14 protein-coding genes are annotated in these 13,068 nt (G+C 72.3%); 7 read left to right on the forward strand and 7 right to left on the reverse strand.

Going from position 1 to position 13,068, the window contains the following annotated elements:
- Positions 1 to 26: 26 nt before the first annotated feature.
- Positions 27 to 464: a helix-turn-helix transcriptional regulator gene (locus ACFZBU_RS12250; protein ID WP_391583432.1), complete on the forward strand. Its 438-nt coding sequence runs from the start codon at positions 27 to 29 to the stop codon at positions 462 to 464.
- Between the two features lie 10 nt (positions 465 to 474).
- The gene (locus ACFZBU_RS12255; RefSeq protein WP_020551562.1) at positions 475 to 885 is read left to right on the forward strand and encodes a VOC family protein; all 411 of its coding nucleotides are present in this window, start codon (positions 475 to 477) and stop codon (positions 883 to 885) included.
- A 79-nt stretch (positions 886 to 964) separates the two neighbouring features.
- Here ACFZBU_RS12255 and ACFZBU_RS12260 read toward each other — a convergent pair whose 3' ends face one another.
- Entirely contained in the window at positions 965 to 1,210 is a 246-nt protein-coding gene (locus ACFZBU_RS12260; protein WP_391583433.1) for an ArsR/SmtB family transcription factor, read from the reverse strand.
- Here ACFZBU_RS12260 and ACFZBU_RS12265 point away from each other — a divergent pair.
- Positions 1,203 to 1,547 (forward strand): hypothetical protein, encoded by a 345-nt coding sequence (locus ACFZBU_RS12265; protein WP_391583434.1) that lies wholly within the window; start codon positions 1,203 to 1,205, stop codon positions 1,545 to 1,547. The genes ACFZBU_RS12260 and ACFZBU_RS12265 overlap by 8 nt on opposite strands.
- Before the next feature lie 231 nt (positions 1,548 to 1,778).
- Positions 1,779 to 2,186 (forward strand): RidA family protein, encoded by a 408-nt coding sequence (locus tag ACFZBU_RS12270; RefSeq protein ID WP_391583435.1) that lies wholly within the window; start codon positions 1,779 to 1,781, stop codon positions 2,184 to 2,186.
- A 293-nt stretch (positions 2,187 to 2,479) separates the two neighbouring features.
- Here the strand turns inward: ACFZBU_RS12270 and ACFZBU_RS12275 are convergent, their stop codons facing one another.
- The gene (locus ACFZBU_RS12275; protein WP_391583436.1) at positions 2,480 to 3,622 is read right to left on the reverse strand and encodes a hypothetical protein; all 1,143 of its coding nucleotides are present in this window, start codon (positions 3,620 to 3,622) and stop codon (positions 2,480 to 2,482) included.
- Between the two features lie 406 nt (positions 3,623 to 4,028).
- A complete protein-coding gene (locus tag ACFZBU_RS12280; RefSeq protein WP_391583437.1) occupies positions 4,029 to 5,066 on the reverse strand; it encodes a zinc-dependent alcohol dehydrogenase family protein in 1,038 nt (345 codons plus the stop codon).
- A gap of 364 nt (positions 5,067 to 5,430) precedes the next feature.
- On the opposite strand from ACFZBU_RS12280, the gene ACFZBU_RS12285 reads away from it, so the two are divergent.
- Both ACFZBU_RS12285 and ACFZBU_RS12290 read left to right on the forward strand, forming a co-directional pair.
- Positions 5,431 to 6,762, forward strand: a complete 1,332-nt coding sequence (locus tag ACFZBU_RS12285) for a phosphoribosyltransferase family protein (RefSeq protein ID WP_391583438.1) — start codon at positions 5,431 to 5,433, stop codon at positions 6,760 to 6,762.
- Between the two features lie 185 nt (positions 6,763 to 6,947).
- Positions 6,948 to 8,069: a sulfite oxidase gene (locus ACFZBU_RS12290; protein WP_391583439.1), complete on the forward strand. Its 1,122-nt coding sequence runs from the start codon at positions 6,948 to 6,950 to the stop codon at positions 8,067 to 8,069.
- A gap of 133 nt (positions 8,070 to 8,202) precedes the next feature.
- Here ACFZBU_RS12290 and ACFZBU_RS12295 read toward each other — a convergent pair whose 3' ends face one another.
- From ACFZBU_RS12295 to ACFZBU_RS12310, 4 genes are all read right to left on the reverse strand, one after another.
- Positions 8,203 to 9,282, reverse strand: coding sequence for a MerR family transcriptional regulator (locus tag ACFZBU_RS12295; protein ID WP_391583440.1), 1,080 nt, complete (start codon positions 9,280 to 9,282; stop codon positions 8,203 to 8,205).
- Positions 9,283 to 9,610: 328 nt separating this feature from the next.
- Positions 9,611 to 10,720 carry a winged helix DNA-binding domain-containing protein gene (locus tag ACFZBU_RS12300; protein ID WP_391583441.1) on the reverse strand — a complete coding sequence of 370 codons (1,110 nt, stop codon included), beginning with the start codon at positions 10,718 to 10,720 and terminating at the stop codon, positions 9,611 to 9,613.
- On the reverse strand, positions 10,717 to 10,920 hold the full coding sequence (locus ACFZBU_RS12305; protein ID WP_391583442.1) for a hypothetical protein: 204 nt from the start codon (positions 10,918 to 10,920) through the stop codon (positions 10,717 to 10,719). The genes ACFZBU_RS12300 and ACFZBU_RS12305 overlap by 4 nt, the downstream gene beginning before the upstream one ends.
- A 329-nt stretch (positions 10,921 to 11,249) precedes the next feature.
- On the reverse strand, positions 11,250 to 11,837 hold the full coding sequence (locus tag ACFZBU_RS12310) for a DinB family protein (protein WP_391583739.1): 588 nt from the start codon (positions 11,835 to 11,837) through the stop codon (positions 11,250 to 11,252).
- 100 nt (positions 11,838 to 11,937) lie between these two features.
- Here ACFZBU_RS12310 and ACFZBU_RS12315 point away from each other — a divergent pair, with 100 nt between their 5' ends.
- A complete protein-coding gene (locus tag ACFZBU_RS12315; protein ID WP_391583443.1) occupies positions 11,938 to 12,969 on the forward strand; it encodes a helix-turn-helix transcriptional regulator in 1,032 nt (343 codons plus the stop codon).
- The last annotated feature ends 99 nt before the right edge of the window (positions 12,970 to 13,068 follow it).

Genomic DNA, 13,068 nt, shown 5'->3' on the forward strand with positions numbered 1-13,068 from the left:
TCGCCGGACGGTGCTAGCGTCGACGCATGACCCCGGAAGAACTCGCCAACCTCGCTCACCTGCGCCGTGCGCGGGATCTGATCGACCGCGAGTACGCCCGGCCGCTCGACGTGCCGACGATGGCCCGCCGTGCGCTCATGTCCCCGGGGCACTTCTCGCGCCGCTTCCGGGCGGCCTACGGCGAGACGCCGTACAGCTACCTGATGACGCGCCGCATCGAGCGGGCGATGGCCCTGCTGCGCGGGGGAATGAGCGTGACCGACGCCTGTATGGCGGTCGGCTGTACCTCGCTCGGCTCGTTCAGCTCACGGTTCACCGAGATCACCGGCGAGACCCCCAGCGCGTACCGCAACCGCGAGCACCACGCCCCAGCGGCGATGCCCGCATGCGTGGCGAAGGTACACACCCGCCCGACGAGAAATCCGAGCAGGATTCGAGAAGCAGGCCGAGGCGACGCCGCCTAACGTGGGCGGCATGAGCATCGCACTCCAGTATTGCCACATCACCGTCAACGACCCCGACGAGGCGCTCCCGTTCTACCGCGACGGCCTCGGCCTCGAAGTCCGCAACGACGTCGCCTCCGACGGATTCCGCTGGGTCACCCTCGGCAGTCCCACCCAACCGGGCCTGGAAATCGTGCTGTCGGCACCTCACGCGGGCCGGTCCCAGGCCGACGGAGACACCCTGCAGGAACTCCTCACCAAGGGCGTCCTGCCGATGACCGTCTTCAGCACCGACGACGTCGACGCGACCTTCGAACGGGTGCGGGCCTCCGGCGCCGAAGTGCTGCAGGAGCCCATCGACCAGGACTGGGGCCCCCGCGACTGCGCCTTCCGCGACCCCTCCGGCAACATGGTCCGGATCCAGCAGGGACCCAAGGCGTAACCCTCGGTCTCCCGAGCACCCGCCGACGGCCGTCGGGCCGCAGCCGGCGTGCGCGAGGTGCTCGGGAGACCGTCACGCATCACGCCGACCGGGACCCGCCGACCAGTTCGTCCCCGAGCGGGCTGCGCCGATACAGGACCTGCCGGCCGGCGCGTGCCCGGGCGACCAGCCCCGTGGCGTACAGCACGCGCAGATGCTGGGAGACCGCACTCGGGGTGACCCTGAGGCGGCGGGCCAATTCGACCGTGGGAAGCGGCTCTTCGAGGGCGGCGAGCAGTCCGGCCTCGGGCGCTCCCACCAGCGATACGAGCGCTTTCGTGTCCACGACCGGCGCCCGCGCCCACAGCGTCGCCACCCCGCGACTGGGATACATCAGCGTCGGCGACTCCTCCGGGCTCACCGGCGGCGCGGGCTTGTGCGCGAACACCCACGGCATCAACAACAGGCCGCAGCCCGACCCGGTCAACCTGGTCTGCATGCTCGGCGTGCTCGCCTCCGCCGCCGTCCTGGCCGTGGGCTCCCGGGGTGGCGCAGTCGGCCTGGCCGCCCTGGTACTCGGCACCCTGGTGCTCGACATCGCCATGCAGTCCGGCATGGTCGCCAACCAGGCCAGGGTGTTCGCCCTGCGTCCCGACGCCCGTAGCCGACTCAACACCGCCTAGCCTCGGCCCCGCACCCCTCGGGCGAGCGGCTCGCGACGCCGATTCGCGCGCCTTCCCGTCGCCACGGCCCGCATGCTCGAGGGAGGCCGCGCACTGCGGGTCTGCTTCGTCGGGTGAGCCCGTGAGCTGCTTGGTCACCAGGAGGTTCCTCAGTCACCGAAAAGTGCGTTCTTCCAGGTCAGCCCACACTCTCCTACAGTTCTCGAGTAACTACGAGAGAGCGGATTCGGTATGGCTGTGACCCTGGTGAACCCCGTCGGACTGCCGGTCGTCGATGCGTACCGGCAGGTGTCGGTCGCGACGGGATCGAAGCTGATCTTCATCGCCGGGCAGGTCGCCTGGGACGCCGACGGGGCCACCGTCGGCGCAGGTGATCTCGCGGCGCAGGTCGAGCAGTGCTACCTCAACATCGGCACCGCCCTGGCCGGTGTCGGCGCGTCCTTCGACGACGTGGCGAAGCTGACCGTCCACGTCGTCGACTGGACCCCCGACAAGCTGCCCCTGTTCAGGGAGGGAGCCGCCCGAGCCGCCGCGAAGCTCGGCGTCACCCCGGTACCGCCGGGCACCCTGCTGGGAGTTGCCGCCCTGGACATCCCCGACCACCTGGTCGAGATCGAGGCCACCGCCATCATCGACTGACAGTGCGGATCGGCCACGGCGCCCCTCGGGGATCCCGGCAGGCGAACGGTGGGCCCGGCAACAACGGGCGGCGCGGCGCAGCTGCGACCCGAGAGGGGACGCGGCCCGACGGCCGGACGGGGGTGAACGAGCGTCGGGCCGCGCGTGCCGACCACGGGGGTACGCCGGCACATATGCACGACTACCCGGCTCGCGGAAGGTGATTCGTCTGCGACCTTCGGTATTCGGCCGCCCGAGCACACCCGCAAGTAGGCGAAGGCAGGGCTTTGCCCGGTCGTCGGCGTCCTCCGAGCTCAGGGGGTTTGCCCGACGAGGTGGTGGGTCAAGTCCGGGATCAGGGGCGGGAGTACGCCTGCGGCGCCGGTGATGCGGAACTCGGTGATCGTGGCGGGGCAGCCCTCCTTGACCAGGCGGGCCAGGGCGGCCAGGCGGTGGTTGCCGTCCAGGACCAGGATGCGGTCGGGCGCGGCGGCGTAGGTCGCCAGGGTGAGGTGGATGGCGCCGGTGATGGCCTGCTCGGAGTACCAGTGCTTGACCGCGGTGATCCGCGCTTCGCGTTCGGGTTCCAGGAGGATGCCGTCGCGGGCCACCCGGGTGTGCGGGATCGGGTGGGCCGCGGGGTCGTCGTAGCCGACCTCGCCGCCGGCCGGGGACGCCGGATCGTGGTACCAGGGTGTGCGGTAGTGGGCCAGAGCCGCCAGGTCGCGGGGTTCCATCGTGGTGAGCACGCGCTCGATCCGCACCGCACCGTCGTTGTCGCCGACGAGTCCGGCGAGTCGGTCCCAGTCGAGATGCACCCGGATGCGGTCGGGGCCCTGGGTGTAGTGGTGGCGGAACGCGCCGAAGGGCACCCGGGTGCCGGTGAGGGCGGACAGCCGACGAGTCGCCGGGTCGATCGTGCTGCTCCAGTGGTCCCGCACGGTCGTGGACCGGTCCGCGGCGGCCTGCGCGCTTTCGGCCAGGCGCAGTACCACGGTGTGGAAGCGGTCCCAGTCGTCGGTGCTCCAGGTGGCGTGGGGTTCGAGCGAGCCGGCCAGGCGGCGCTCGATCTGATCGAGGACGGCGCGGACGGTTTCCAGGTACTCGGTTTGCATGGTGGTTCGCGCCAGCGGCAGCAGGGCCATGCCCGAGCGGGCGTCGTAGCATGCGCGGATGATCTCGCCGGCGGGCGAGCGGGTCCGCAGGCCGGGTACCCCGGCGGACAACACCGCCACCTTCTCGATAAGTTCGAGGTCGGCCAGCGCTTCCTGGATCAGAGTCTGGCGACGGGCGAGCAGGATGCCGACGGTGACGGTGACCACGGCGCCGAGCACCACGCTGGAGGCCCAGTCCGACAGGCTCCAGGCCTGGCCGCGCCAGGCCAGGACCGCGTCGAGGACCAGCGCCACGACCGGTACGGCCGCGAGCGGCCAGTAACTCCGCACGAAAGAACGCACGTTCGCCACACATCCCCCTCGGCGCCACCCGTCGCGCGTGTTCCAAGGATTGCAGAGGACGGCTTGCCCGGAAGGCACTTCGGAGAGTTCCGCCGGGCCGTGGGCGCCGACGCATCCGGCGCGAGTTCCGGGCCGATGCGGAGTTCCGACATCACCAGTTGCTCGAGGAGTTCCCGGGACGAGAGGTGTAGCGGCCGGCCCGACGTCCTGCCCGGGCACGACGTCCGAACGTCGCGCCGATCAGCGCGACGAACACAAGCCCGACCACGATCGGTCCGAAAACACAGAGCAACACGATCAGAAGCACACTCGACACGCTCTGCCCCGCTCTCTTCAGGCGGTCACCCGTGCGACCAGGCTACGGGTCGGGCCGGAACGCACACCACATCAGCCCGCTCCGCCGCGGTCAGTCCGGGATCAGGACCGCTGCGCCGTGGACGCGGTCGGCCGCCAGGTCCGCGAGGGCTCGGTCGGCATGGCTCATCGGATAGGGCGTCGTCGTCACCCGCAGGTCGATCTCGGCCGCCAGGCGAAGGAATTCGACGCCGTCGTGCCGGGTGTTGGCGGTAACGCTGCGCAAGGTGCGTTCGTGGAAGAGGTGCCGCTGATAGTCGAGTGGCGGGATGTCGGTCATGTGGATGCCCGCGACGGCCAGGGTTCCGGAACGGTCGAGCGCGGCGAGCGCGACGGGCACGATGTCGCCGACCGGCGCGAACACGATGGCGGAATCCAGCGGCTCCGGCGGCGCGGCACGGGTGTCGCCGGCCGAGGCGGCGCCGAGTTCGAGGGCCAGTCGGCGGGCCTGTTCGGAACGGGTCATCACGTGGACGCGGGCGCCCCGCGCGAGCGCGACCTGCGCGGCGAGGTGAGCCGATGCGCCGAAGCCGTAGATGCCCAACCTGCCACCGGTGGGCGGCAGATCGGCGCGGAGCAGCGCGCGGTAGCCGATGATGCCCGCGCACAGCAGCGGTGCCAGGCGCTCGGCGTCGGCGCTCGCCGGCAAGGCGTACGCGTAGTCCTCGGGCACCACCGCCCGGTCGGCGAAACCTCCGTCGGCGTCCCAGCCGGTGTAGCGCGAGGCGGGGCACAGGTTTTCCGCTCCCGATCGGCAGTACCGACAGCGCTCGCACGTGTGGCGAAGCCACGCGATCCCGACCCGATCGCCGGGGGCGAATCGCGTCGAGCGCGGCCCGACGGCCTCGACCTCCCCGACCACCTCGTGGCCGGGGACGGTGTTCGCCCGGTGGGGCGCCAGGTCGCCCTCCGCGAGGTGTAGATCCGTACGACAGACGCCGCACGCCTCGACCCGCACCAGAACCTCACCCGGATCCGGCGGGCTCGGCTCACGTTGGACGAGATCGAGGGGCCGGCTCTCCATCGGCCCCGGGCGGGCGACCACCCAGGAACGGTCCGCCCGGCGGGTCCGCGCCGTGTCGGCGTTCATCCGACGTCTCCTTCCTGCGGGACGATCGCAGTCGCGATCGCGCCGCGTGGCGAAATGGGACGGCGGACGGTCGACTGCGGATGTGGACGTCTTGGTCGGCCCGCCGAACGGCCCACCGTCCGGTAGCCCCTTCCACTGTCTCTCCGCGAGCACCTCGATGGCGGGGCGAGCCGCCCGGCGACCCGCTCGGGGGCTCCGGTGTCGTCGCGGAGGGGAGGCCGTGCCGGGCAGGGGACGGCGGGCGCTTCGGCCGCGGACATCGGAGAATCGAAGGAGCGGGGGAGACGGATTCGGCAGGCGGGTTCGACAGACGGTTCCCCGCCGCCCATCCGTCCGGGACCGGTGCCCGGAAGGAGAAGAAGTTGTGCTCTTCACCGATCGTGTCGACGCGGGACGAAAGCTGGCGGAACACCTGGCGGCCTCCAGGGACAGGGACGAGAACGAGGACCTGATCGTGCTCGGCCTGGCCCGGGGAGGGATGCCGGTGGCCGCCGAGGTGGCCGAGGTGCTCCGCGCCCCATTGGACGTGTGCCTGGTGCGGAAACTGGGCGTCCCCTTCCAACCGGAACTGGGCATGGGCGCCGTCGCCGAAGAGGGGGTCACCGTCCTCAACGACCACGTCGTGCGGGCCTCGGGTGTCTCCAAGGCCGAATTGGCGGAGATCGAACGGCGAGAACGGGACCTGTTGGAACGGCGTGCCCGGCGCTACCGGGGCGAACGGCCGCCCCTGGAACTCGGCGGCCGAACCGTCGTGGTCGTCGACGACGGCATCGCGACCGGATCCACCGCCCGCGCGGCCTGCCGCGCCGCTCGGGATCGAGGTGCGGCGCACGTGGTGCTCGCCGTACCGGTCGCACCGGCCGGCTGGGGGCAGGGACCCGAGCGGGACGCCGACGAGGTGGTCTGCCTGCACAACCCGGTCGGTTTCCTGGCGGTCGGACAGTTCTACGCGGACTTCTCCCAGACCACCGACGAGGAGGTGGTCGAATGCCTCGACCGGGCCATTGCCCGCCGTGCGCAGTCGCCGCCCGAGGCGAACGCCGAAGCGGAGAGGGTCGCGAACCACGACGTCGAGCTACCGCTACAGGTCGGACCCATGCGGCTTCCGGGACACCTGAGCCTGCCCGCAGGAGCCGAACGCGTCGTCGTCTTCGCGCACGGCAGCGGCAGCAGTCGACACAGCCCGCGCAACCGCTACGTGGCGACCGCGCTGAACCGGGCCGGCCTGGGCACGCTGCTGTTCGATCTGCTCACCGAGCACGAGGAACACGCCCGCTCGAACGTCTTCGACATCGAACTACTGGCCAGGCGCCTGATCGAGGTCACCCGCGAACTCCGGGAGCGGCCCGAAACCCGAGGGCGGGCGGTGGACTACTTCGGGGCGAGCACCGGCGCCGCTGCCGCACTGTGGGCGGCGGCCGAGCTCGGCACCGACGTGGGAGCGGTCGTCTCCCGAGGCGGCCGGCCCGACCTGGCCCAGGCACATCTGCCCACCGTCACGGCCCGGACCCTGCTCATCGTCGGCGGCAACGATCACGCCGTACTGGAGCTCAACAGCCGCGCGCGCACCTTCCTGCGCTGCGAGAACCGCCTCGAGGTCGTCCCCGGGGCCGGCCATCTGTTCGAGGAACCGGGCACCCTCGACGCGGTGGCCGACCTGGCCAGGGACTGGTTCCTCGGCCGACCGGCCGCCTGACCTGCGTGCCCTGCGTGCCCTGTGTGCCCTGTGTGCCCGCTCACCCGCCCTCGTCGCCCGGCCCGCCCGATGCCGATCGGCGCGTCCGCGCCGCGTCGGCCGACCGGTCCCGCCGCCCACCGATCCGGGAGGCGCACGGTTCCGCAGCGGATGCCCGGACCCGGGCCGGAGCGCACGATGAAGCCATGAACCAGAGCATGGGCGACATCAGCCTCCCGGGGCGACTCGCCGGGCCGGACGAGGGGATCAGCCCGGAGGAATTGGCGCTCGCGGCGCGCAACCACGGCATGCCGTTGGAGGCGCTGCGCCACGACGTGACCCCACCCGGATTGCACTACCTGCTCACCCACTACGACATCCCCGACACCCGGGCCGACGACTGGCGGCTCGTGGTAAGCGGGCGGGTACGGACCCCACTGACCCTCGACATGCGGACGCTGCGATCCCTGCCGGCCGTCACCCATCGCGTGACGATTGAGTGCGCGGGCAACGGCCGGGCGCGCCTGACGCCCCGGCCGGTCAGTCAACCGTGGCTGGTCGAGGCGGTCGGCACCGCCGAGTGGACCGGTGTGCCGCTGCGCCTGCTGCTTGCGGAGGCCGGGGTGGAGCCGGATGCCGTCGAGGCGGTCTTCGCCGGAGCCGACCACGGCGTGGAGCGCGGCGTCGAGCAGGACTACCGGCGCAGTCTGCCGACGGCGGTCTGCACCGGGAGCGATCCGGAGCCGGAGGTGCTGGTGGCCTACGACATGAACGGGCTGCCGCTGCCGCCGCAACACGGCTGCCCGCTGCGCCTGGTGGTGCCGGGTTGGTACGGGATGGCGCACGTCAAATGGCTGCGGGAGATCACTCTGGTCGCCGAGCCGTTCGCGGGCTTCCAACAGGCGGTGGCCTATCGGTATCGGCAGGAGCGGGACGAACCCGGTGAGCCGGTGACGCGGATCGCGCCCAGGGCGTTGATGATCCCGCCCGGATTTCCGGACTTCATGTCGAGGACCCGGGTGGTGCGGCCCGGCCCGGTGCTGCTGCGGGGAAGGGCATGGTCCGGCTTCGGGGCGGTGGCCCGGGTCGAGGTCGGCACGGACGACGGGCACACGTGGAGTGCGGCGGACCTCGACCCGGAGGACGACCATCGGTGGGCCTGGCGGGGGTGGAGCGCGAGTTGGCGGGCCACGGTCGGCACCCATGTACTGAGTGTGCGGGCGACCGATGCGGCGGGTAACACGCAGTCGCTCACCCAGTCCTGGAACCGCGGCGGCTTCGGCAACAACGCGGCACAGCGGGTTGCCGTTTCGTGCATCGCGCCATGACCGAGCCGCTCGAGCCCCCGACGGCGAGACGGTACCGGCGACCGTGCCGGCGGTGACCGTTGCGCGGGAGTCACGCATCCGCGCGATCCACCTCCCCGAGACACCCACACGACGCCGGTCGCGCACCTCGCTGCTACGGCCGAAGTTCCAGCACGTCGGCGATCACGCAGCTGACGTTGTCGGGGCTGCCGGAGTGGTTGGCCAGGGCGACGAGTTCGCGTACGGCGTGTTCCGGGTCGGCGACGGTGGACACGACGTGGTGCATGTCCTGGGACGGGACGACCGAGGACAGCCCGTCCGAGCACAGCAGGTAGCGGTCGCCGGCGCGGGCATCGTGCCGGCGTATGTCGGCGGCGACCGGAGAGTTTCCGATCAGGGCACGCATCAGCAGTGAACGCTGCGGGTGGGAGGCGGCTTCGTCGGCACTGATGCGGCCCTCGTCGACCATCGCCTGCACCAGTGTGTGGTCGTGGGTGATCCGGAAGAGCTCCCCGTCGCGCAGGAGATAGGCGCGCGAGTCGCCGATGTGGACCAGGGTCGGCTGGGATCCGGTCCACAACATCGCGGTCAGGGTCGTACCCGCCACCGGGGTGGCGGGGTCGTCCGCGGCGACGGCGTGCACCGCCTGGCGGGCCTGCTCGATGGCGTCGCCCAGGACGTTGAGGAGTTCTCCCGCCGGGATGTGCTCGGTGTCCAGTCGCTTGAGGACGTCGACGGCCGCTGCGCCTGCGGGGGCGCCGGCCGGGCCGAAGCCGTCGGCCACGGCGAGAAGTCGGGGTCCGGCGTACACGGTGTCCTGGTTGCAGGTGCGGACCAGGCCGGTGTCGGACAGTGCGGCGTAGCGGATGTGCAGGGGTTGGGTGGTCGGTGCCATGGCTGCGTCCTTCCGGGACAGGTGGTCGAGAAGGAAGGTGGCGAGGTCACGGCGTGCGGCCGTGTCGGCTTCGACCTGTGCCCAGAAGGTGCGGATCTCCCGGGCCGCCGCGGCTGCGTCCAGTTCGCACACCCGGTGGATGCGCGTCAGCGGCATTCCGAGCCGGCGAAGCCACGCCACCAGACGGGCCCGCTCCAGTTGCTCGGGGGCGTAGAACCGGTAGCCGGTGGTCGGGTCCACCCGGGCGGGAGGCAGCAGTCCGAGCTTGTCGTACAGACGCAGCGCCTTCGGCGAGAGCCGGGACAGCTTCGCGAACGCCCCGATGGTCAGCAGCGCCATGGCCATTCCTCCTCGTGCCGGGCACGTCGTCCGGCTCCATCGATGCTGGGGCCTGCCCCCGGGTGAAGGTCAATCGGTGCTCCCGTTCGGTGATCGGCTGCGGGTCGTGCGTCGGAGGCCGGGCCCCTGCGGAGGGTTCGTTGGGAGTCGGCCGGCGAGTGTGGGCGGGTAGGCGACCCGTTCGCGTTCGGTCGATTCCTGCGGCGGCACGGCGGCACGGGGGCAACGAGATGCGCCCCCTACTGCCGCCGAAGGGCGTCGGGGTCCGCTCGGCCGGGATCGCTCCTTCGGGAGTCGCCCCTCCGGGCGCCGTTCGGTCGGACACCGTTCAGCCGGGGGAAGTGGCGATGCGTACTCGGGTGCCGGCGTGGTCGGAGAGGAATGAGGCCAGTTTCCGGCCCTGTTCGGCTACGGCGGTGCGGTCGGCTCGGGAGAGGCGGCCCAGCGGGGTGACGACCACGGTGTCGGTCTCGACGGTCCAGGTGGCTGCGACGCGGCCGTCGACCAGGACGACGCGGGCCCCGGCGACCGACAGGCCGCGGTGGGCGTCGTCGATGATCCGGGTGCGGTCGTGGTAGCCGAGGATCGCGTTGTCGAACGCGGGCAGGAAGCGTACCGGGGCGGGGGTGTCGGGGTCGGGGCGCGGCGCGTCGGGGAGGTCGAGCAGTACCCGGCCCTGTGCGTCGCGGAAGCTGATCAGCTCCTCGCGCATGGCGGTGACCGCGGCCGGGAGTCCGGCGAGGCCGCTCCAGGCGCGCAGGTCGGCGGTGGCGGCCGGGCCGAACGCGGCCAGGTAGCGCCGGACCAGCGCCCGGCCGACCGGATCGGAGCCGTCCGCGGAGGGCGGGTCGATCTCGCGGCCCAGCCAGGACGAGAGTTGTGCGTTGCGTACTCCTGCCCTGGTGCGCCAGAGCCCGCGCGGTGGCAGTTGCACCATCGGCACGAGGGCGGCGATCAGCATCTCCCCCAGTGCGCGCGGGTGTGGGGTCGGCCGGCGTTCGGAGAGGGCGCGGACGAGTTCGGTCATCGTGCGAGGTTCGCCGTCGGCCATGATCGCCCGGCCCGCTGCGGCGAGTTCGTCGAGGTCGACTCCGTCGAGTTCGCTGCGGTAGGTGCCGAGGACACGTTGGCGCAGCATGGTGTCGTGGCGGGCGCGCCAGGCCAGGGCGTCGTCGGCGGTGACCAGATGGACGGTACGGCGCATCAGGTGGGTCCGCACCACGCGCCGCTCGACGAGCAGGTCGGAGAGCGTCGCCGGGTCGAAGGCGTGCAGCCGCGACCAGAGTCCGACGAAGGGCTCCTGCGGTTCCTGCGCCTGTAGGCCGGCGAGATGGGCGACGGCGTCGAGGACGGGGAGTTCGGCGCGATCGAGGAGCAACTGCCGGGCGAGCGTGGCGCGGTTGAGCGCCCGGGTGTCGAGGACGGTCGTCGCGGTCATCGCGCGGCACGCTCCTCGCCGGCCACGCGGGTGCGCCCGTCGTCGGGATGGTGAACCCGGCGGTGACGGCCGTCGGCGGAGCCGCGGGCACTGGAGCGGTCGTCGGTGGAGCCATGGGCGGTGGGGCGGCGGTCGGCGGGGTGGTCGTCGGACCGGGGGCGCAGCGGTCCACCGGGTCGGGTCGGCTCGCGCGTGTTCACGGGGGCGCCGTTTCCTTCGATGTCGTCGTGCGGGATTCGAGTGCCGTCGAGGTTTCGCGGCCCGCCCGGGTGTTCGCCCGTGGGTCGGGGCCGGGGCAGCGCCCACATGACGGCGGGCCGCGTCGCGCGCCGGGTGGGCGTCCGGGAATCGTACGGTCGGGCGCGGCCCGGGGGGATGCGGCCGAGGGCGGATCTGCGGTCGCGCGGGTCCGGTACCCGTTCGGCCGGTTCCTCGTCCCGGAGGTGTCGAGGGACCGGTGACGCCGCGGTTTGCACCCGGCGGCACCGGCCCGCACGACGGCCCGCGGTCAAGGCGGGCCGGTCCTCGATCACATCGACGTCTGCCCGTCGAGCGTCTCGCGCAGGATGTCCGCGTGCCCGGCATGCTGGGCGGTCTCGGCGATGACGTGCATCAGCACCCGGCGCACGCTGCGTACCGCGTCCGGCTCGTGCCAGGGCGCCCGGGGCAGCGGGTGCGTGGCGGACAGGTCGGGCACGGTCGCCACGACTTCCTCGGTCCGGGCGGCGACCTGCTCGTAGCGCGTGAGGATGCCGTCGAGCGTCTCGCCGGGCAACATCAGGAAGCCGTTGGCGTGGTCGATCGCCCACTGCGGGACCTCGCGTGCGGTGCCCGCCGCGAGGTCGGCCCAGGTGACACCGTCGGGCAGGTCGTAGGGCATGGCCGACGGCCCTTCGAGCACGAAGCGCAGCCATCCTTCCTCGATGGATGCCACGTGCTTGATCAGCCCGCCCAGGCACAGCGCGCTGACCGTCGGGTGTGCGCCCGCCTGTTCGTCGTCGAGCCCGCGGACCGTGCCGGTCAGGTTCCGCCGCGCGGTGGCGAGCGCGTCGAGCAGGTCGGCCCGCTCGGCATCGAGGGGGGTCGCGGGCGTGGCGGGCGTGGTCTTGGGGGTCACGGTGGTCGGGTCCTTCCGGTCGTTCTCGTTCTTCGGCACGAGACAACGATCGCAACAGAAGAGGACAGGGAGTGTCCTCTACCGGAGAGAGGATGGAGTCATGCCGAAGACCTCAGCGCGTCTGCTCTCCCTGCTCTCGCTGCTCCAGGCCCGTCGGGACTGGCCCGGGGCGCTGCTGGCCGAGCGGCTGGAGGTCAGCCCGCGCACCGTGCGCCGTGACGTGGATCGCCTGCGCGAACTCGGCTATCCCATCGTCGCCTTCAAGGGACCCGACGGCGGCTATCGGCTCGGCGCCGGCACGGAGTTGCCGCCGCTGTTGTTCGACGACGACCAGGCCGTCGCCCTTGCCGTCGCGCTGCAGATCGCCGACACCGCCGGGGTCGGGATCGACGAGGCCGCGGCACGGGCGCTGACCACCGTCCGGCAGGTGATGCCGCCGCGGCTGCGCCGCCGGATCGACATCCTGCAGGTCACCGCCGTGCGGCGGCCCACGATGCGACCGGACTCGACGGTCGACAGCGGCGTGCTCATGGCGCTGGGCGCTGCCGTGCACGCGCGCGAGGTGCTGCGCTTCGACTACGTCCCGGCCTCCGCATCCGCTTTCGGGCCCGTCTCCGCGGCAGCCGACGGCGACCGCGCCCCGTCCCCGCCGCGCCGGGCGGAGCCGCACCACCTGGTCACGTGGGGCGGGCGCTGGTACCTGGTGGCATGGGACCTCGACCGCGAGGACTGGCGCACCTTCCGCGCGGACCGGATCACCCCGCGCGTCCCCACCGGACCCCGCTTCTCCCGGCGCGAGTTGCCCGGTGGAGACGTGGCCGGCTTCGTCGCCGGCCGCTTTCGCGACTCCGACGGCTCCGGCGGCCGGCCCTGCCGCGGCGAGGTGATCCTGGACCTGCCGGCCACCGCCGTCTCCCGCTACGTCCGCGACGGCATCGTCGAGGAACTCGGCCCGGACCGCTGCCGCCTCGTGCTGGGCTCGTGGTCCTGGCCCGGCCTGGCCGCCGCCGTCGGCGCATTCGACGCAGACATCGAAGTCGTCGGCCCGCCCGAACTCAGGGACGCCTTCGCACACTTGGCCCACCGCTACGCCGCCGCCGGCCGACCCACCGCACCCGGCCCGATCCGGTGAACCGAGTTCGCATCGGCCCCGGCCGGGCGGCAACGCACCGCCTGCCGCACTCGCCCGCCCCACCACGTACCGTCCGGCCCGTCCGGTCTTCCCCGAAGA

The organism is Embleya sp. NPDC008237, from assembly GCF_042956465.1.
Lineage (GTDB): Bacteria > Actinomycetota > Actinomycetes > Streptomycetales > Streptomycetaceae > Embleya.